This is a genomic window from Pseudomonas sp. BJa5 (genome assembly GCF_030272875.2).
Taxonomy (GTDB): Bacteria; Pseudomonadota; Gammaproteobacteria; order Pseudomonadales; family Pseudomonadaceae; genus Aquipseudomonas.
This window is the reverse complement of sequence record NZ_JALRNG020000025.1, coordinates 14,842-33,544: the sequence shown is the minus strand read 5'-3', so window position 1 is coordinate 33,544 and position 18,703 is coordinate 14,842. Positions and strand designations below refer to the sequence as shown.

General features: G+C 63.0%; 17 protein-coding genes and 2 tRNA genes. 13 read left to right on the top strand and 6 right to left on the bottom strand.

The window, feature by feature from the left end; all coding sequences use genetic code 11:
- Positions 1-28 precede the first annotated feature (28 nt).
- Positions 29-1,690, bottom strand: coding sequence for an OFA family MFS transporter (locus M2D63_RS15440; RefSeq protein ID WP_285863806.1), 1,662 nt, complete (start codon positions 1,688-1,690; stop codon positions 29-31).
- A gap of 365 nt (positions 1,691-2,055) precedes the next feature.
- On the opposite strand from M2D63_RS15440, the gene M2D63_RS15435 reads away from it, so the two are divergent.
- The 5 genes from M2D63_RS15435 to M2D63_RS15415 all read left to right on the top strand — a co-directional run bounded on the left by M2D63_RS15435 (position 2,056) and on the right by M2D63_RS15415 (position 5,937).
- The gene (locus M2D63_RS15435; RefSeq protein ID WP_285863805.1) at positions 2,056-4,308 is read left to right on the top strand and encodes an AsmA family protein; all 2,253 of its coding nucleotides are present in this window, start codon (positions 2,056-2,058) and stop codon (positions 4,306-4,308) included.
- Positions 4,305-5,372 carry an A/G-specific adenine glycosylase gene (gene mutY, locus M2D63_RS15430; protein ID WP_285863804.1) on the top strand — a complete coding sequence of 356 codons (1,068 nt, stop codon included), beginning with the start codon at positions 4,305-4,307 and terminating at the stop codon, positions 5,370-5,372. Before M2D63_RS15435 ends, mutY begins: the two co-directional genes overlap by 4 nt.
- Positions 5,369-5,641: an oxidative damage protection protein gene (locus M2D63_RS15425; RefSeq protein WP_285863803.1), complete on the top strand. Its 273-nt coding sequence runs from the start codon at positions 5,369-5,371 to the stop codon at positions 5,639-5,641. The genes mutY and M2D63_RS15425 overlap by 4 nt, the downstream gene beginning before the upstream one ends.
- A 91-nt stretch (positions 5,642-5,732) precedes the next feature.
- Positions 5,733-5,808 (top strand) — tRNA-Phe (locus M2D63_RS15420).
- Between the two features lie 53 nt (positions 5,809-5,861).
- Positions 5,862-5,937: transfer RNA gene (locus M2D63_RS15415), tRNA-Phe, on the top strand.
- 56 nt (positions 5,938-5,993) lie between these two features.
- On the opposite strand, the gene M2D63_RS15410 is transcribed toward M2D63_RS15415, so the two are convergent.
- Together M2D63_RS15410 and M2D63_RS15405 are read right to left on the bottom strand one after the other, a co-directional pair.
- On the bottom strand, positions 5,994-6,890 hold the full coding sequence (locus tag M2D63_RS15410) for a DUF2950 domain-containing protein (RefSeq protein ID WP_285863857.1): 897 nt from the start codon (positions 6,888-6,890) through the stop codon (positions 5,994-5,996).
- Between the two features lie 26 nt (positions 6,891-6,916).
- Positions 6,917-8,521, bottom strand: coding sequence for a DUF3300 domain-containing protein (locus M2D63_RS15405; RefSeq protein WP_285863802.1), 1,605 nt, complete (start codon positions 8,519-8,521; stop codon positions 6,917-6,919).
- Between the two features lie 234 nt (positions 8,522-8,755).
- On the opposite strand from M2D63_RS15405, the gene ppk2 reads away from it, so the two are divergent.
- Together ppk2 and M2D63_RS15395 are read left to right on the top strand one after the other, a co-directional pair.
- Positions 8,756-9,766: a polyphosphate kinase 2 gene (gene ppk2, locus M2D63_RS15400; protein ID WP_285863801.1), complete on the top strand. Its 1,011-nt coding sequence runs from the start codon at positions 8,756-8,758 to the stop codon at positions 9,764-9,766.
- A gap of 71 nt (positions 9,767-9,837) precedes the next feature.
- Entirely contained in the window at positions 9,838-10,275 is a 438-nt protein-coding gene (locus M2D63_RS15395; RefSeq protein WP_285863800.1) for a hypothetical protein, read from the top strand.
- A gap of 133 nt (positions 10,276-10,408) precedes the next feature.
- Here M2D63_RS15395 and gabP read toward each other — a convergent pair whose 3' ends face one another.
- The gene (gene gabP / locus M2D63_RS15390) at positions 10,409-11,803 is read right to left on the bottom strand and encodes a GABA permease (RefSeq protein WP_285863799.1); all 1,395 of its coding nucleotides are present in this window, start codon (positions 11,801-11,803) and stop codon (positions 10,409-10,411) included.
- Between the two features lie 611 nt (positions 11,804-12,414).
- Between gabP and M2D63_RS15385 the strand changes: the two genes are divergently transcribed.
- Genes M2D63_RS15385 through M2D63_RS15365 form a run of 5 tightly spaced genes read left to right on the top strand, consistent with a single transcriptional unit; the run spans position 12,415 to position 16,665 of the window.
- Positions 12,415-13,188: an ABC transporter ATP-binding protein gene (locus tag M2D63_RS15385; protein ID WP_285863798.1), complete on the top strand. Its 774-nt coding sequence runs from the start codon at positions 12,415-12,417 to the stop codon at positions 13,186-13,188.
- A gap of 13 nt (positions 13,189-13,201) precedes the next feature.
- Entirely contained in the window at positions 13,202-13,963 is a 762-nt protein-coding gene (locus tag M2D63_RS15380; RefSeq protein WP_285863797.1) for an ABC transporter substrate-binding protein, read from the top strand.
- A gap of 57 nt (positions 13,964-14,020) precedes the next feature.
- A complete protein-coding gene (locus tag M2D63_RS15375) occupies positions 14,021-14,716 on the top strand; it encodes an ABC transporter permease (protein WP_285863796.1) in 696 nt (231 codons plus the stop codon).
- Positions 14,713-15,402, top strand: a complete 690-nt coding sequence (locus tag M2D63_RS15370; protein ID WP_285863795.1) for an ABC transporter permease — start codon at positions 14,713-14,715, stop codon at positions 15,400-15,402. Before M2D63_RS15375 ends, M2D63_RS15370 begins: the two co-directional genes overlap by 4 nt.
- 45 nt (positions 15,403-15,447) lie before the next feature.
- Entirely contained in the window at positions 15,448-16,665 is a 1,218-nt protein-coding gene (locus M2D63_RS15365) for a methyltransferase (protein ID WP_285863794.1), read from the top strand.
- A 295-nt stretch (positions 16,666-16,960) separates the two neighbouring features.
- Here the strand turns inward: M2D63_RS15365 and mdtI are convergent, their stop codons facing one another.
- Together mdtI and M2D63_RS15355 are read right to left on the bottom strand one after the other, a co-directional pair.
- Entirely contained in the window at positions 16,961-17,290 is a 330-nt protein-coding gene (gene mdtI / locus M2D63_RS15360; RefSeq protein WP_285863793.1) for a multidrug/spermidine efflux SMR transporter subunit MdtI, read from the bottom strand.
- Positions 17,284-17,643 carry an SMR family transporter gene (locus M2D63_RS15355; RefSeq protein WP_285863792.1) on the bottom strand — a complete coding sequence of 120 codons (360 nt, stop codon included), beginning with the start codon at positions 17,641-17,643 and terminating at the stop codon, positions 17,284-17,286. Before M2D63_RS15355 ends, mdtI begins: the two co-directional genes overlap by 7 nt.
- Positions 17,644-18,119: 476 nt before the next feature.
- Here M2D63_RS15355 and M2D63_RS15350 point away from each other — a divergent pair, with 476 nt between their 5' ends.
- Complete coding sequence (locus M2D63_RS15350) at positions 18,120-18,698, top strand: hypothetical protein (protein WP_285863791.1); 579 nt, start codon at positions 18,120-18,122, stop codon at positions 18,696-18,698.
- Positions 18,699-18,703 lie beyond the last annotated feature (5 nt).

Genomic DNA, 18,703 nt, shown 5'->3' with positions numbered 1-18,703 from the left:
GGGCTGCAACGCAGCCCCATGCCACAGGTTAATTGAACAACACCGCCGTCTTCTGCAACGTCACCCAGATCCCCCAGGCCAGCGGAATACCCACCACCAGCCAGGCCGCGACCACCAGCGGCAGGCTGCCCGGCGCGGCCTTCCATTCCAGGGCGCGAACAGTGCCGCTGCCCTGGTCATGGCCCAGCGCCTGCTCGGCGGCCAGTTGCGCGTCGGTCATGAAGTGCTTGTCGGCCACCGGACGCACCAGGGCATTGCAGAGGAACCCCAGCACCAGCAGGCCGGCGAGGATGTACAGGGTGATGTCGTAGACCGCCGCCCGCTCCACGCCCAGCGCCAGCTGATACTCGCGCAGGTAGGTGATCAGCACCGGACCGAGCACGCCGGCGGCGGCCCAGGCGGTCAACAGGCGACCGTGAATGGCGCCGACCATCTGGGTGCCGAACAGGTCGGCCAGGTAGGCCGGAACCGTGGCGAAGCCACCGCCGTACATCGACAGGATGATGCAGAACGCCGCCACGAACAGGGCGATATTGCCCAGGTGGCCCATGTTCGGCACCAGCGCATACAGGGCAACGCCCAGGGCAAAGAAGGCAAAATAGGTGTTCTTGCGGCCGATGTAGTCGGAAAACGACGCCCAGAAGAAGCGTCCGCCGATGTTGAACAGGCTGAGCAGGCCGGTGAATCCGGCGGCAATCGCAGCGATCTGCGCCAGTTGCGCGCTGTTGAGCTCGCTGAAGCTCAGGTCGTTGCCCAGCAACTTGCCGGCGAATACTTCCTGCAACAACGGCGAGGCCATGCCGAGGATACCGATACCCGCCGACACGTTCAGGCACAGAACCAGCCAGATCAGCACGAATTGCGGGGTTTTCCACGCCACACTGACATGCACATGCCGGTGGGTGATCATCGCGTTGGCGGCTTTTTTCAGCGGTGCGCTCCAGCCTTCGGGCTTCCAGCCGCTGGGCGGCACGCGATAGGCCAGGGCGCCGCCGATCATGAACACGAAGTAGATCGCCGCCATCACCACGAAACTCTGCCACACGCCGACGCCTTCGGGGCTGGCGAAGTGGTTCATCAGCGCCGCGGCCAGTGGCGCACCGACCATGGCCCCGCCACCGAAGCCCATGATCGCCATGCCGGTGGCCATGCCGCGCTTGTCCGGGAACCACTTGATCAGGGTCGATACCGGCGAGATGTAGCCCAGCCCCAGGCCGATGCCACCGATCACCCCCGAGCCCAGCCACATCAGCCACAGCTGATGGCTGTAGATACCGAACGCCGAAATCAGCAGCCCACCGCACCAGCACAGCGCCGATACCACCCCGGCCTTGCGCGGCCCGGCATGCTCCAGCCAGCCACCCCAGATGGCGGCCGAGCAACCCAGGAACACGAAGAACAGCGTGTAGATCCAGCTCAACATCGAAATCTGCCAGTCACAGTCGGCGCTGAACAAGCGGGCCAGGAAGCCCATGTCAGGTGCACAGGCCACCGGGGCAGTGATGCCGATGGCTTGCGACAACGGCAGCCAGAACACCGAAAAGCCGTAGGCCATGCCGATGCACAGGTGAATCGCCAGGGCCGCCGGCGGCACCAGCCAGCGATTGAAGCCGGGGGCGGCGATGATCCGTTCCTTGGACAGGAAACCGGGGCTGCCCACCAGGGCGCCTGCGGTGATACTGCTGCTCATTGTTATGTTCTCTGTGTAGAAAGGTCAGCCCACCGGCCCGCGAACCCTGACTCGCTGCATTGGCACAATTGCCTTGTAAATCGCGACAAATCGCCACGCCAGGGCCTGTGAGCGGCGCAAGGGTAGCATTAGCCGCCCTCACTGATAGCAAGCTGATACTGCCTTTTCTTCGGCATCTGATGCCCTCGAACAAGGAACTGTCATCCCCATCGTTGTCGAAACGCGCAAATGCATGCATTACTCACGCAGTTCAATCTGCATGCGCTGTAGGAGAAATCTTCAGAAAACCTCGGTCACCCAGTGACGACAATCGCAGCGCTATACTCTGCGGCTGACTTATGAATTCGGACTACAAGGACTCGCCCATGAAAGCGTTCGGCAAAATCCTGGGGCTGGTGCTTCTCGGGTTGTTGCTGATCATTGTGGCTCTGGGCTTCGCCCTGACCCACCTCTTCGATCCCAACGACTACAAAGACGAGATTCGCCAGCTGGCACGCGAAAAGGCCCACGTCGAGCTGACGCTCAATGGCGACATCGGCTGGAGCCTGTTCCCCTGGCTGGGGCTGGAGCTGCATGAAGCCAGCATCGCCACCCTGAACAACCCGAAAGTGCCGTTTGCCGACCTGCAGATGCTTGGACTGTCCGTCCGCGTCCTGCCCTTGCTGCGCCGTGAAGTGCAGATGAGCGACGTGCGCGTCGAAGGCCTGAGCCTGACCCTGAGCCGCGACGAAAACGGCCATGGCAACTGGGAAGATATCGGCAAGCCGCTGCCGAGCGCCCCGGCGACGCCGACCGACGCCACCGCTTCCGCGCCTGCCGGCGATGCCAGCACCAAGGCCGAGTCCAAGGACAGCGCCAGCGACCGTCCGGTCAGGCTGGACATCGACAGCCTGACCGTGAACAACGCCCGGGTGCAGTACAGCGATGCGCGCAGCGGCCAGACCTTCGGTGCCGAAAGCATCCAGCTGAGCACCGGCGCCGTGCATGAAGGGGTGGAAATCCCGCTGAAACTGACCGCTTTCCTCAGCGCCGGGCAACCGGTGATCAAGGCGCGCACCGAGCTCAACGGTGAGCTGCGCTTCGACCGTCGCCTCAAGCGCTACCAGTTCGAAGACATGAAGCTCAGTGGCGAAGCCTCGGGCGAGCCGCTGCAGGGCAAGACCCTGACCTTCGCCGCCCAGGGCCAGTTGCTGGTCGACCTGGCGGCCAACGTCGCCGAGTGGAACGGCCTGAAGCTTTCCGCCAACCAGCTGCGCGCCCTTGGCGAGCTGAACCTGCGCGAACTGGACAAGACTCCGCAACTCAGCGGCGGCCTGTCCATTGCCCAGCTCAACCTGCGCACCTTCATGGACAGCATCGGCCACCCGCTGCCGGCCTCGGTCGATGCCACCAGCCTGGGCAAGTTCGAGATGGTCAGCCGCCTGCAAGGCAGCCCCAACAGCCTGGCCCTGGAAGATCTGGCGGTCAAACTCGACGACAGCACCTTCAGCGGCCGCGTGGCCATCGAAGACGTCGCCAAGCAAGCCCTGCGCATCCAGCTCAAGGCCGACAAGTTCGACGCCGACCGCTATATGCCGGCCAAGAGCGAAGCGGCTGCCAGCGCCACGGCGGCGCGCCAGGCCGAGGTCAAGAGCAAGGAAGCCGGCGCCCTCGCCAGCGCCGGCAACACGCCGCTGCCGGACGCCCCCACCCAGGTGGCCTGGAGCAACGACAAGCTGCTGCCGGTCGACCGCCTGCGCCAGCTCGACCTGCAGGCCGACCTGACCTTCGGCCTGCTGACCCTGGAGAAACTGCCGATCGACAACGCTCATCTCAAGACCCAGGGCCAGGGCGGCCTGATCACCCTGGAAACCCTGAGCGGCGGCCTCTACAACGGTGACTTCAGCACCAAGGGCACCCTCGACGTGCGCCCGGCGGTGCCGCAGGTCGGCCTGAGCACCAAGATCAACCGGGTACCGGTGGAACACTTCATCAAGAGCCAGGGTGAAACACCTCCGGTCAAAGGCCTGCTGACATTGACCAGCGACCTGACCGCCACCGGCAACAGCCAGAAAGCCCTGATCGACACCCTCAACGGCAATGCCAGCTTTGTCATCAACCAGGGCGTGCTGGTCAATGCCAACCTCGAACAGCAGCTGTGCCAGGCCATCGCCACCCTCAACCGCAAGGACCTGAGCGGCGAGCCGCGGGGCAAGGACACGCCGTTCGAAGAACTCAAGGGCAGCCTGGCAGTGCGCAACGGCGTGGCCAGCAACCCCAACCTGATGGCGCGCATTCCGGGCCTGAGCGTCAACGGCCAGGGCGACATCGACCTGCGCGTGCTGGGCATGGACTACCGCATCGGGGTGATCGTCGAAGGCGACAAGCGCGACATGCCCGACCCGGCCTGCCAGGTCGGCGAGCGATATGTCGGCCTCGAACTGCCGCTGCGCTGCCGCGGCCCGCTGGAGCTGGGGGCCAAGGCCTGCCGTCTGGACAAGGACGCCCTGGGCAAGGTCGCCGCCCGGCTGGCCGGTGACCGGGCCAGCGAGAAACTCGGCGAGAAGATCGACGAGAAGCTCGGTGACAAGGTCAGCCCGGAACTCAAGGATGCACTCAAGGGGTTGTTCAAACGATGAGCCCCGAGCAGTTTTCCAGCGCCGTACTGGAATGGTACGACCGCAACGGCCGCCACGACCTGCCCTGGCAACAGGGCATCACCCCGTATCGGGTGTGGGTGTCGGAGATCATGTTGCAGCAGACCCAGGTCAGCACCGTGCTCAATTACTTCAGCCGCTTCATGGACGCCCTGCCGACCGTGCAGGCCCTGGCCGAGGCCCCTGAGGACGAAGTGCTGCACCTGTGGACGGGCCTGGGTTACTACACCCGCGCGCGCAACCTGCAAAAGACCGCGAAGATCGTCGTCGAGCAGTACGGCGGCGAGTTTCCCCGCGATGTCGAAAAACTCACCGAGCTGCCCGGCATCGGCCTGTCCACCGCCGGTGCGATCGCCAGCATCAGCATGGGCCTGCGCGCGCCGATCCTCGACGGCAACGTCAAGCGCGTGCTGGCCCGCTACACCGCCCAGGAGGGTTACCCGGGCGAGCCCAAGGTGGCCAAGGCTCTGTGGGCCAATGCCGAGCGCTTTACCCCGCACGCCCGGGTCAACCACTACACCCAGGCGATGATGGACCTGGGCGCCACCCTGTGCACCCGCAGCAAACCCAGTTGCCTGCTGTGCCCGCTCAAGCTCGGCTGCCAAGCGCACCTGCTCGGCCAGGAGACCCGCTACCCGCTGCCCAAGCCGCGCAAGGAGCTGCCCCAGCGGCGCACCCTGATGCCGCTGCTGGCCAACCACGACGGCGCCATCCTGCTTTACCGTCGGCCTTCCACGGGCCTCTGGGGTGGCTTGTGGAGCCTGCCGGAGCTCGACAACCTGGAGCAGCTCGACGATCTGGCCGAGCAACATGGCCTGGACCTGGCCGATAGCCAGGCACTGGACGGCCTGACCCACACCTTCAGCCACTTCCAGCTGGCCATCGAACCCTGGCTGGTCCGGGTCGACGACACCCGGTCGCACGTGGCCGAGGCCGACTGGCTCTGGTATAACCTCGCCACCCCGCCGCGCCTGGGGCTCGCCGCTCCGGTGAAGAAACTGCTCAAACGCGCGGCCGACGTCTTGATCGCAGGAGAGTCGCGATGACCCGTACCGTAATGTGCCGCAAGTACAACGAACAACTGCCAGGCCTGGAGCGCCCACCCTACCCGGGCGCCAAGGGCCAGGACATCTACGAACACATCTCGCAGAAGGCCTGGGCCGACTGGCAGAAAGAACAGACCATGCTGATCAACGAGAAGCGCCTGAACATGATGAACGCCGAGGACCGCAAATTCCTCCAGGGCGAGATGGACAAGTTCTTCGCCGGCGAGGAACACGAGAAGGCCGAAGGCTACGTGCCGCCTTCCGAATAACCCGTGGAAAACGTAAGCGACGGAATTAATTTAAAAAATTTTTAAAAAGTCGTTGACGCAAATCCGAAAAAGCCTTTTAATGCGCCCCGTTGCCCAGATAGCTCAGTCGGTAGAGCAGGGGATTGAAAATCCCCGTGTCGGCGGTTCGATTCCGTCTCTGGGCACCACTAATACCGAAACCCCAAGGAACACCATGTCCTTGGGGTTTTTTAGTACCGCTGCCCAGATAGCTCAGTCGGTAGAGCAGGGGATTGAAAATCCCCGTGTCGGCGGTTCGATTCCGTCTCTGGGCACCATCCATACGAAAACCCCAAGGAACAACTGTCCTTGGGGTTTTTTGTTGCCTGCGAGTTCAGCCCCCCGGCTGCTGATCGTCAGTCACTTCCTTCCAGCTGTCATCCGGGTCGAAGCGCTTCATCGCCTTGGCCAGCTTCTCTCCACCGGGCCCCAGGTCTTTCTCGAACACCTCGCCGTCATGACTGATCATGAAGCTCATCACCCCAGTGTCATCGTATTTCGCCGGCCAGGCGATCAGGGCAAAGCCGCGGCTCATCTTGTCGCCGATGAGGTAGCTGTAGGCGCCACCCGGGGCTGAAGGCCCCTGGCCATCCAGGATGCGAAAGCGGTAGCCATGCCAGGCTTCGCCGGCAATGGTCTTGCCGAACTCAGGGCCCAACGGGCTGATCTGGCCGCTGTCGTCGTCCTCCCAGTAGAGCCCGTCGTGCTTGCCGGGGGTGCTGAAGATTTTCTGCGCATACTCAAGTGCTCCGTCCCCGTCACGATCCTCTGCCGCATAGTCCATCTGGGCATCGTGGTAGGCCAGCGCCGACTGCACCGCCGCGAGTTCGTTGCGCCCGATCCGCCGTGCCTTGACCTCGGCAAGACCGGCCTTGAGATCAAAGCGCCAGCCCTTCGTGCCTTTGATCATGGGAATGGGCAGCTCCCAGTTGTCACTGCCGACCGCCAGGACCGCCTTGCTGTCACTGACCTTCTCGATGTGGTTTTGCTCGTGGTATTGCTTCAGGAATGCGTCCACATCATCACGTTCCGAGCCTTCGCGCGGGACGAAACTGTGCCATTCCTCACCGAGAAGCGCTGCCAGGCGCTTATGATCGGCCTGCCCCGTACCCAGCGCTTCGACGAATGCCTGGGCGGCCTTTTCCGGCGTTGGAAACACCTCCTGCGCCGCAACGATGAGCGACCAGCCAAGGCCTGCGACTAACGCCAGGGCATGCACCAGCTTCCCCATGTGCATCTTCACTGCAGAATGATTATTCAACGGCGCCCCCTCCCTGAACGTGCAGGTGCACTGGCCGGCCGACTGACCTGGCGACCGGAAGCTCGTGCGCTACTGGGGCGCTGGGCCGATGCCTGGCTGAGCCGGCCACGATTGGCCTGGCTGCTGACCTGGGAAGGGGAGCGGGCGCCGGCAAACGCATTGTTGCGGGCACTGCCGGTGCTGGCGGCTGGCCGCTTGCTCGCCGTTTGACGCGCCTGCGACTGCCCTTCCCTGCGCTGGCTCACCTGGTCGGCCTGCCTGCGCGGCTGCTGGTTCTCCCGCGCGGTCCTGGCAGTGCCCTGGCTTCTGTCTGCCGTCCTGGGCCTGTCCTCCGCCCTCGTTCTGTCTGCTGTCCTCGGCCTGTCCGCCCCCTGCTGCAGGCGAGTGCCGCCCTCGGCGCGGGCTTCGCGCATTTGATCACGGGCTTCGCGGTTGCTGGTGGCTGGCCGTTCGAAGCCGGCCTTTTCCATCGACTGGCGGGCGTTTTCGCGGGCCTGGGTGCGCTGAGCATTTTCACGGACCTGGGTGCGCTGGGCGGTGTCCCCGCGATAGGCCTGGCGCTGGGTGGCACCGTTCAGTTGCCGGCCATACTGCTCGCGGCTCCGGCTGTCGCGATAGGGCACGCCATTGCGATGGACCGGGTTGTGCTCCCACCTGTTGTTGGTGATCTGGTTGTTGCGATTGATGTTGTTATAGCGGTTGACGTCGATGTCGACGTCGTTGTCGTTCCAGTCGCATTCACCCCACAACGAGCCGATGATCGCCACACCGGCGCCGAACGCCAGCCCGGCCACCAGTGCCTGGCCAGGGTAATAGGCCGGGGGCGGCGGGTAGTAGGTCGGCGGCGACGACGGGTAGGCCCAGGTACCGTAGGTGGTGGTCGGGTTATAGGTGGGTACGTACACCACCTGCGGATCGGCCGGCTGAATGATGATGGTGGAACTGCTGGCAGGCGCAGGTGCAGGGGCCGAAGCCGGGGCTGAGGTATCGGCCCTGGGCGCTGGCGGCGCAGCGTTCTGGATCGTCACGTTCTGGTACTGGTTGCTCTGCAGGTTGCCTGCGGCCTGCGCCTGATGGCGCAAGCGCTGCACGCTGGTCATGACATCGTTGGGCTGCGCCAGGAAGGCATCACCCAGGCGCTGCACCCAGACGGGATCCTGCCCCAGCGTTGCCAGCACCTGCGGGAAGGCGACCAGCGCCTGCACGCTCGGGTCCCAGGGCTGGCTCGCCACCTGCTTGACCGCATCGTCGCCCTTGGCATCCGGGTGCGCCTTGGACCAGGTGACTGCCTCGCCAACCTCCCCGGGGTAGGTGGTAGCCATCAGTACCTGGGCCAGCAGCGGATCCGGATAAAGCGCAATGGGCGCCAGCATTTGATCCAGCTTCTCCGGCGTGAACACGGCCTCTTGAGCCGGCGCCGGGGCGGGAGCTGGTGCTGCCGGCGCTGGTGCAGGTGCAGGTGCAGGTGCAGGCGTTGCTGCTGGCGCAGGTGCAGGTGCTGGCGAAGGTGAAAATGCGATCGCATCCACTGGCTGTACCGCCCAGCAGGAACCGTTCAAGAAAAGCACAGCTGACAACCCGAAATAGAATGGAATGCGCATTGCAACTCCATGTAGTCATGGCCGGATTTGAATGAGTGGAACGCTGTCAGGAAGGTGAAAGCCGACACTGCAAGCTGCAGATCCCAGCTTCAACGCCGCCTCTTGAAGCGTAGCAAACATCTGGTTTTTGCCAGGGACTCACGCTCACCCCAGGGCGCTTGATCACCGTCAATATGGATTTGCATCAGCGCCTTAAGCTGTCTGGCGGACATTCAAAAGACCCACAGGCCACTCATGACCGAAGAATCCACCGCCCTGCCCCTGCCCTTGCCCGCAGCGCAATCGCCTGCAAGCACCATCACCCCCCGCCAGCCGCGCAGACCGCGCACCCCGCGTAAAGCGGCGAGCGCCACCGCCAACGGTGAAATCAGCGCCATCAGTCAGCAACCGGCCGCCCTTAAAGTCGCCTCGGCCCCGCGCGGTTCGAACGAAGACAGCACCACGGCGAAACTGCCGGCCAGCTACCCCTATCGCACCCGCATGCGTCGCGCCGAGTACGAAAAAGCCAAGCACGAACTGCAAATCGAGCTGCTCAAGGTGCAAAGCTGGGTCAAGGAAACCGGCCAGCGCATCGTCGTGCTGTTCGAAGGCCGCGACGCGGCCGGCAAAGGCGGCACCATCAAGCGCTTCATGGAGCACCTCAACCCCCGCGGCGCGCGGATCGTCGCCCTGGAGAAGCCTTCCGACCAGGAGAAGGGCCAGTGGTACTTCCAGCGTTACATCCAGCACCTGCCCACCTCGGGCGAAATGGTCTTCTTCGACCGCTCCTGGTACAACCGCGCCGGCGTCGAGCGGGTCATGGAGTTCTGCTCGCCCCTGCAGTACCTGGAATTCATGCGCCAGGCGCCCGACCTTGAGCGCATGCTCTGCAACAGCGGCATCCTGCTGTTCAAATACTGGTTCTCGGTCAACCGCGAAGAACAACTGCGCCGCTTCATCTCGCGCCGCGACGACCCGCTCAAACACTGGAAACTCTCGCCCATCGACATCAAGTCACTGGACAAGTGGGACGAATACACCGCCGCCAAGGAAGCGATGTTCTTCCATACCGACACCGCCGATGCGCCATGGACGGTGATCAAGTCCGATGACAAGAAGCGCGCGCGGATCAACTGCATCCGTCACTTCCTGCATTCGCTGGACTATCCGGGCAAGGACCTGCGCGTGGCCCACCAGCCCGACCCGCTGCTGGTAGACCGTGCCGCACGGGTGCCGGGAGAGGATGAGCGCCCGCCGGTCAACTGACGTGCTTGGGTTTCCCTGCCAACTGCGTTTCAATACGCAGCATTTGTCAGACTCAGCACAAGGGTGCACCGATGGCCTCCAGCAGCAAACAACAGAAACGCGCCAAGCGCGCCGCCACCAAGGCCCGCGAGAACCGCATGGTGCGTAGCGGCCAGGCGGTCAAGAGCAGCGGCGAAAGCTCCAGCGCCAGCGTCGAGCAGGTGTTCAACAAGGCCATGGAATCGGGCAGCTACAACGCCCTGTTCGAGAAAATGAAGCAGGCCCAGGAAAACGGCCTGGTGGCACTGATCTCGGTGTTCCTGGTCGACCCGCTGCTGGCCCTGGTGCTCAAGGGTCACAAGGAAGAACACGCCACCGACTACATCGTCATGGTCTTCACCGCCTACCGCAAATGGCTGGACGGCACCGACGAAGACGCCACCATGGCCTGGCTGGAAAGCGACGAGTTCCAGGAAGCCTACATCGCGGCGTCCGAGGCGGTGTCCAAGCAGCAGAAGAAGTTCGGTTGACCTGAAGGGCCTCATCGCGGGGCAAGCCCGCTCCCACCGGTAGGAGCGGGCTTGCCCCGCGATGAGGCCAGCAGGAACAAAAAAGGCCGCGATCCTCACAGATCGCGGCCTTTCTCATTTCATCGGCACCGAATCAGTTGTTCAGCACCACACGCCCGGCCGCTTCGGCCTTGCGCTTGCGCGCGACCAGCAGGCCCGCTGCAACCACGCCAATGGACAGCAACGCGGTGGCGATGATCTCGATGCGATGGTCCGGACGAATGAACATCACGGTCAGGATCGCAACGATGAACAGGATGGTCGCCCAGGTCAGGCCCGGGAACAGCCACATCTTGAAGGCGATCTTCTCGCCACGGGCCATGCGCTGGCGGCGCATGCGCAGCTGCGACACAGCAATCACCAGGTACACCAGCAAGGCGATGGCGCCGGAGCTGGCCAGCAGGAACTCGAACACCGCAGCCGGGGCCAGGTAGTTGGCGATCACTGTCAGGAACGCCGCCGCCGTCGACAGCACTACCGCGACGTACGGGGTACCGCTGGAGGTGGTGCGCTGAGCCATGGCCGGTGCATCGCCACGCTTGCTCAGGGAGAAGAGCATGCGCGAGGAGGTGTACAGCGCCGAGTTCAGGCAGCTGGTTACCGCGATCAGGACCACGATGTCGACGATCAGCTTGGCGTTAGGCACGCCCATCAGGTTGAGCACGGTCTGGTAGGAGCCCACTTCGGCCAGCTCAGGGCTGTTCCACGGCACCAGGGCCACGACCAGGAAGATCGACACGAGGTAGAACAGGAAGATCCGCCAGATCACCGAGTTGGTGGCCTTGGAGATCTGCTTGCCCGGATCCTTGGATTCGGCAGCCGCAATGGTCACGATCTCGGTACCCATGAACGAGAACATGGTGGTCAGCATGGCGGCCAGCACCGCGCCCAGGCCGTTGGGCATGAAGCCCTGGGTGTCCATCAGGTGGCTGACGCCGCTGACCTGGCTGTTGGGCAGCAGGCCGAACACCGCGGCCACGCCGAGGATGATGAAGCCGATGATCGCCACCACCTTGAGCAGGGCGAACCAGAACTCGAACTCACCGTAGTTCTTCACGCTGAACAGGTTGGTCGCGGTCAGCAGCAGGGTGATGACCAGGGTGAAGACCCAGATGCCGATATCGGGGAACCAGGCATGCAGGATGGTCGCCGCGGCGTTGGCCTCCAGCGGGATCACCAGCACCCAGAACCACCAGTACAGCCAGCCGATGGTAAAGCCGGCCCAGTGGCCGATGGCCTTGTCGGCATAAGTAGAGAAGGAGCCGGTATCCGGCGAGGCAACCGCCATCTCACCCAGCATGCGCATCACCAGCACCACCAAGGTACCGGCAGCGGCGTAGGCCAGCAGCACGGCGGGGCCTGCGGCGGCAATGGCGTGGCCGGAACCGACGAACAGGCCGGCACCGATCACACCGGCAATGGACAGCATGGTGACATGCCGCTGTTTGAGCCCCTGAGCGAGGTCATTGGAATTGTGCGTACCGCTCATAAAACTACCTTTGCAAGAATTGCGTTTTGATCCTGCGACCTGAGGCGCGCCTTGGATAAAAAGAGTGCTACATCCTGTTGCTGAACACTCACGCAATAACCGCGCCACTCTCATGACCGTTCGGTAGAAACGTTTCCGCAGCCCCGGCCCAGCAGGGCTTGCAGGCCTTTCGGCCATCACCTGACCGAAAGCCCACCTAGAAAGCTCAGGAATAAGCTAATTACTGAAATACCCACTTACAATTGCCCAGGTGCACCACAAGCAGTCAGCGGTAACACCTTACGCACTCCCAGGAAGCAAAAAGGCGCAACCCAAAGGTACAACCAAAGCCGCGATTCCAGGCGCAAACCTGTGCGCAAGGTCAGAAACGACTTCCCAGCACAGGCCAAAACTGTCACCATCGCGCCTTTTTTCATCAAGGCTCCGGCCCGGGAATCGAGGGCAGGCGGACATCCGCGCGACAGTCCACTGCAGCGATGCGACACCCGCCCTCCCGGCAACCGCTTGCCCCTCCCGACCTTGTTGGCTGTCATTCGGCCGCTATGCTAGCTTGGCGCTCGCCAGGAAGGCCGCCAACGGCAGGAGCGCACCAGAACACATGAGGACCGCACATGGCTGAGGCCACGCCCGCGCTGGAAATCCGCAATCTGCACAAACGCTACGGCGCACAGGAGATTCTCAAGGGCATCTCGCTGACCGCACGCGATGGCGACGTGATCTCGATCCTGGGATCCTCCGGCTCCGGCAAGTCCACCCTGCTGCGCTGCATCAACCTGCTGGAAAACCCGCACCAGGGCCAGATCCTGGTGGCCGGTGAAGAGCTCAAGCTCAAGGCGGCGAAGAACGGCGACCTGGTCGCCGCCGACAACAAGCAGATCAATCGCCTGCGCAGCGAGATCGGCTTCGTGTTCCAGAATTTCAACCTGTGGCCGCACATGAGCATCCTCGACAACATCATCGAGGCGCCACGCCGGGTGCTGGGCCAGAGCAAGGCCGAGGCCATCGAGCACGCCGAAGCGCTGCTGAACAAGGTCGGCATCCACGCCAAGCGCCACAGCTACCCGGCCGAACTGTCCGGTGGCCAGCAACAGCGCGCCGCCATTGCCCGCACCCTGGCCATGAAGCCCAAGGTCATCCTGTTCGACGAGCCGACCTCGGCCCTGGACCCGGAAATGGTCCAGGAAGTGCTCAACGTTATCCGCGCCCTCGCCGACGAAGGCCGGACCATGCTACTGGTTACGCACGAAATGGGCTTTGCCCGCCAGGTGTCCAGCGAAGTCGTCTTCCTGCACCAGGGCCTGGTCGAAGAGCAAGGAACGCCGCAGCAGGTTTTCGAGAACCCGACCTCGGCGCGTTGTAAACAATTCATGTCCAGCAACCGCTAACGGAGCAACACGCATGCAGACCTATAAGAAATTCCTCCTGGCCGCTGCCGCCACGCTGGTGTTCTCGGCCAATGCCATGGCTGCCGAGAAACTGAAGATGGGCATCGAAGCGGCCTACCCGCCGTTCAACAACAAGGATGCCAGCGGCCAGGTGGTCGGCTTCGACAAGGACATCGGCGACGCCCTGTGCGCCAAGATGAAGGTCGAGTGCGAAGTGGTCACCTCCGACTGGGACGGCATCATCCCGGCCCTGAACGCCAAGAAGTTCGACTTCATCGTCTCGTCGCTGTCGATCACCGACGAGCGCAAGCAGGCCGTGGACTTCACCGATCCGTACTACTCGAACAAGCAGCAGTTCATCGCACTGAAGAGCGCCGACTTCAAGACCGACCGCGCTTCGCTCAAGGGCAAGACCATCGGCACCCAGCGTGCCACCCAGGCCGCGACCTGGCTGGACGACAACGGCGGCATGGACGGTGACTTCAAGGTCAGCCTCTATGACGGCCAGGAAAACGCCTATCTGGACCTGACCTCGGGCCGCGTCGACGCCCTGCTGGCTGACAAGTACGCCAACTACGACTGGCTCAAGTCCGAAGCCGGCAAGAACTACGAGTTCAAAGGCGAGCCGGTGAACGAAGACGACAAGGTCGGTATCGCGGTGCGCAAAGGTGACAACGAACTGCGCAACAAGCTGAACGCCGCACTGAAGGAAATCGTTGCCGACGGCACCTACAAGAAGATCAACGACAAGTACTTCCCGTTCAGCATCTATTGATTCGCCCCGACCGGCATTGCCCACGAGGCGATGCCGGTCCCTTGAACAAACCTGCCCATGAATATTGATCTTTACGGATTCGGTCCGGCCCTGGTGGCCGGGACGCTGATGACCGTCAAACTCGCGTTGTCGGCCCTGTGCCTGGGACTGGTACTGGGGCTGCTTGGCGCCCTGGCCAAGACCTCGCCGTACAAACCCCTGCAATGGCTGGGTGGCTTCTACTCCACACTGGTTCGCGGCGTGCCCGAACTGCTCTGGGTATTGTTGATTTACTTTGGCACCGTCAGCCTGATGAACCGGCTGGGCGAAGCCCTGAATATTCCCGGCCTTGAGCTCAACGCCTTTGCCGCGGGCGTGATCGCCCTGGGCCTGTGCTTCGGCGCCTATGCCACCGAGGTCTTCCGTGGTGCGATCCTGGCCATCCCCAAGGGCCACCGCGAAGCGGGCCTGGCCCTGGGCCTGTCCAAAGGACGGATCTTCTCCAAGCTGATCCTGCCGCAGATGTGGCGCATCGCCCTGCCGGGCCTGGGCAACCTGTTCATGATCCTGATGAAGGACACCGCGCTGGTCTCGGTGATCGGCCTGGAAGAGATCATGCGTCATTCGCAGATCGCCGTGACAGTAAGCAAGCAGCCCTTCACCTTCTATATGGTCGCCGCCGTGATCTACCTGGGCCTGACCATCCTCGCCATGACCGGCATGCACTTCATGGAAAAACGCGCCGCACGCGGCTTCGCGAGGGCCAACCAATGAACTGGGAAGTCATCATCAAGTGGCTGCCACGCCTGGCCCAGGGCGCCACGCTGACCCTGGAGCTGGTGGCCATTGCAGTCATCGCCGGCCTGATCCTGGCCATTCCGCTGGGCATCGCCCGCTCGTCGCGGCACTGGTACGTGCGCGCCCTGCCCTACGGCTACATCTTCTTCTTCCGTGGCACGCCGCTGCTGGTACAGCTGTTTCTGGTGTACTACGGCCTGGCCCAGTTCGATGCAGTCAGGAACAGCTCGCTGTGGCCCTACCTGCGTGATCCGTTCTGGTGCACGGTGCTGACCATGACCCTGCACACCGCCGCCTACATCGCCGAGATCCTGCGCGGCGCGCTGCAGGCCATCCCCCGTGGCGAGATCGAGGCGGCACGTGCGCTGGGCATGTCCCGGGCCAAGGCGATGTTCTACATCATGCTGCCGCGGGCGGCGCGGATCGGCCTGCCGGCCTACAGCAACGAAGTGATCCTGATGCTCAAGGCCAGCGCCCTGGCCAGTACCGTGACCCTGCTGGAACTGACCGGCATGGCCCGGACCATCATCGCCCGCACCTACCTGCCGGTGGAGATCTTCTTCGCTGCCGGCCTGTTCTACCTGGTGATCTCGTTCCTGCTGGTGCAGGCGTTCAAGCAACTTGAACGCTGGCTGCGGGTCGACGCCTGCCAGGGCCGCTAAACCTGTATAACGGGGCTGATCACAGCCCCGTTTTCATTACCGACCATGAATACGCCCCGCCCACTCGAACATGACCAGCTGCTCAGCCGCTTCCAGGCGCTGGACAGTTTCCTGTGCGCGCATCAGGCCCTGTGGCGGCCGCGCCCCTTCACCGAGCTGCAACTGCCCTGGGAAGCCGAGCATCCGGCCCTGGCCAGCTGGCTGCGCAAGCGCTCGCTGAGCGAAGCCGAAGCGGCGCACAACCACCCTGAACTGCTCACCGCCCCGGCGCCCTTTCCACAGCTGGCAAGCACGGCCAGGGCGCTGTCCGAAATCGGCGAGTTATCCACAATCGCCCTGCCGGCAGCCAGTCATCGCCTGAATGTCGATGTGCCGGGGCGCAAGTGGCAGCAGATCGAAGCCTTCGCCAGCCACCTGAACTTCAGCCGCCCGGCGCAGCACTGGCTCGACTGGTGCTCAGGCAAAGGCCACCTGGGCCGGCGCCTGCTGCAAGGCGACGAGCAGCGACTGACCTGCCTGGAATACGACCCGGCACTGGTCGAGGCGGGTCGGCAACTGAGCGAGCATCATGGCCTGGGCGCCGAGCACCGGTTGCAGGATGTGCTGGCCGACGATGCCGGCCGCCATCTGGACGACAGCCATACCGCCGTCGCCCTGCACGCCTGCGGCGACCTGCATGTGCGCCTGATGCAACTGGCCAGCCAGCAGGGCTGCCGCCAGCTGGCCATCGCCCCTTGCTGCTATAACCGCACCCGGGCGCCGCAATACCAGCCGTTATCCACAGCCGCCAGTACATCGGCACTAAAACTATCCATCGATGACCTGGGCCTGCCGCTGAGCGAAACCGTCACCGCCGGTGCGCGGGTGCGCCGCCAGCGCGACGAATCGATGGCCAGGCGCCTGGGCTTCGACCTGCTGCAACGCCAGCTGCGCAATTCGGATGAATACCTGCCGACGCCGTCGTTGCCGGTCAGCTGGCTGCACAAGCCCTTCGCCGACTACTGCCGTGAACTGGCTGACCTCAAGGGCCTGCGGATCGACCGGCAACCCGACTGGGATGCGCTGCAGGCGGCGGGCTGGCAACGCCTGGCCGAGGTCCGCAACCTGGAGCTGCTGCGCAACCTGTTCCGCCGCCCGCTGGAACTGTGGCTGGTGCTCGACCGTGCCCTGTACCTGCAGGAACAGGGTTACCAGGTGCAGCTGGGGGTGTTTTGCGAGCAGCCCCTGACACCACGCAACCTGATGCTCCTGGCCGAACGGTAGGAGCGGGCTTGCCCCGCGATTGCGATCGCTCAGCCACACCGCATCGCTCAGCAAGCCCACCAAGCACTGTGCGCAGCCTGTGGATAAGTCTGTGGGAAACCCATTGAAAAAAACCGCGAAAACCTTGGATCCAAGCGCTTTCTACGATTGGCTGTTTTTCACCCAGCGGCTGATAGCCAGCAAAAACAGCCATTTGCGCAAAGACCAGCGGCGCGTGCTAGCCGGATAAACGTCCTGTCGGCCTGGCACGCGCCTTGTGCATAAGCCATTTAGCAAATGGCTCTAAGCGGCAAAATCAGGCCAGTTTCAGCAGGCTCATGCCTGCCAGCAACAGCACCAGCCCCAACCAGCCGCGACCGGCCAGGCGCTGACCGAACAAGGCCCAGCCCATGGCCACGGTCGCCAGGATGCCGAAGCCGCCCCAGATGGCATACGCCAGCGACAGTTCGATATCGCGAACCGCCTGGGCCAGCGCGGTAAAGGCTGCCAGCACACAGAGAATCGAGGCGAAGCCCAGGCCACGACGGCGGAAACCGTCGGAATACTTGAGCAGCAGGTTGGCGATCACTTCCAGCACGATCGCCAGCCCCAGCCAGGCGAAAGGAATCCAGTTCATGCTCAGCATGGCAGCGCCTCCCCGTTACGCTCGGCAGGTGCAGCGCGGGTACCGGCCTTGACCAGCAGGATACCGGCGATCATCACCCCCAGGCCCACAGCCTTGAGCAGGCCCAGGCTTTCGCCCAGCCAGGTGACGCTGACCAGAGTGATAAGCACGATACCGATCCCCTCCCACAGTGCGTAGGCAACGCCCACCGGTACACGTTTCACCGCAAGGGCCAGGAAGAAGTACGACAGACCGATCATGGCGTACATCAGCGCAAGCCCAAGAATCGGGAAATGACTGGCGGCGAATTTCATCGACGCCGTGCCGATCACCTCGGCGATGATGGCGATGAACAGATAGATCCAGGAACGCATGATGCCCTCCCACGGGCGACACAAACCGTGCGCGCTGACGGCGACGGCTACAGACAAAAAGAAAGAAAACGCTGTTTGTCGGGGGAGGCGCTAGAGATCGCCGGTCCAGTGACGTTCACGGGAAACCAGACGGGAGGTGAAGAGCGGAAACGCTTTACTGTTCAACATAATGAACAACAAATTAACTCAAGGCATCGCAAAAGTCAAAACGATAGAAAATTACTAATTAAATTTCGCGCTTTACCGCCCGTATTCAGTTAAAACCCCTTAAAGCCTGCTGAAAGCTTCGTAAATTATACTTCCCACCTCAATCCTCCACCTGTAGGAGCGGGCTTGCCCCGCGAAAACGCCCCCAAAATCCCCCACCCCCAACCGAGTCAAAACGCCGCACTCGCATAAATACAACAATTAATTATTGTAATACGATAATTTGTAGAAAATAATGCCCACCGCTCAACCCTGAACGGAGGCAATCGATGGACAGCAAAACAGTGGCCTACGCGCGTTCGCGTCTGCGCCTGATCGGCGCTTTCGCCGCACTCCTGGCCTGGACGACCGCAGCGGTCGAATTCGGCGGCAACCTGCTGCTATGGATATTCGACAAGGCCCAGGTACAAAGCGCCTACCTGCAAAGCTACGGCGAACAGATGCCGCTGCTGCTGGCAGCGGACTACCAACCTTCTACCCTGGCACTCGGCCTGGTACTGGCCCTGGAACTGATCCCCAGCAGCCTGTCGGTACTGGCGCTGTTCCTCACCGGCTTGTTCTTCATGCGCCTGTCCCGAGGCCAGACCTGGACCGCGCCGAACATCAAGCTGCTGTGGTGGGTGGGCCTGCTGTGCATCTGCACGCCGATGCTTTGGCCAGTGATCGGCACGCTCCAGGGCCTGGCCTTCGCCATCGACCTGCCGGCCGGGGAAAGAAGCTTCAGCGTATCGATCGGTGTATCATCCGTGGCGGTTTACGAGATCATGAAAGGGATTTTGCTCTGCGCCTTTTCACTCCTCATGCGTGACGCCAAAACCATCAGCGATGAACACAACTGTTATGTCTAGCTTCC